This is a genomic window from Candidatus Clostridium eludens (assembly GCF_045310515.1).
GTDB lineage: Bacteria > Bacillota > Clostridia > Clostridiales > Clostridiaceae > Clostridium_B > Clostridium_B eludens.
Genome location: NZ_JBJHZX010000149.1, coordinates 1 through 599, shown reverse-complemented (window position 1 = coordinate 599; position 599 = coordinate 1). Strand labels below are relative to the sequence as shown.

At 33.1% G+C, this 599-nt stretch carries 1 protein-coding gene; it reads right to left on the bottom strand.

What is annotated here, in order from left to right; all coding sequences use genetic code 11:
• The coding region (locus ACJDU8_RS25615; RefSeq protein ID WP_406795012.1) for a response regulator transcription factor at positions 1 to 599 on the bottom strand (599 nt) is incomplete at both ends.

Sequence of the window (599 nt, the reverse complement as noted above, 5' to 3'; positions counted from 1 at the left end):
ACTGTTGTTATATATTTTTCATTAGATACATCATTGAGCTTAACTCTCAGATAGCTTATATACACATCAACTATACTGGTATTTCCCAGATAATCGTATCCCCAAACAGCATTTAAGATTTGTTCTCTTGTACTTACATTATTTTTATTTTGAATAAGGTATTCAATAAGTTGGTATTCCTTTTTTGTCAACTCAATAGTTGCATTACCGATTTTAACTTCCAAGACGGATTGGTTTAATTCAATATTTTTGAAAGTAAGCACATTTTTTTCTTCCTTCTGTAAAACATTCTTTCTTAAGGCATTGCGCATTCTTGCAAGAAGCTCTTCAATAGCAAAGGGTTTCGTGAGATAATCATCAGCACCAGTATCAAGTCCCGTAACTTTGTCCATTATCTGATCTCTTGCAGTAAGGATGATTATAGGAATATTAGTAAATTTGCGTGCTCTTCTTAATACCTCAATGCCATTCAGATTAGGAAGCATTATATCAAGGAGCACTATATCATACTTTTCACTTTCTATTTTTTTTAAACCAGTTCTACCATCACCTGCTACGTCCACTTCATATCCTTCGTAGGATAGTTCTGGTTCTAGAAA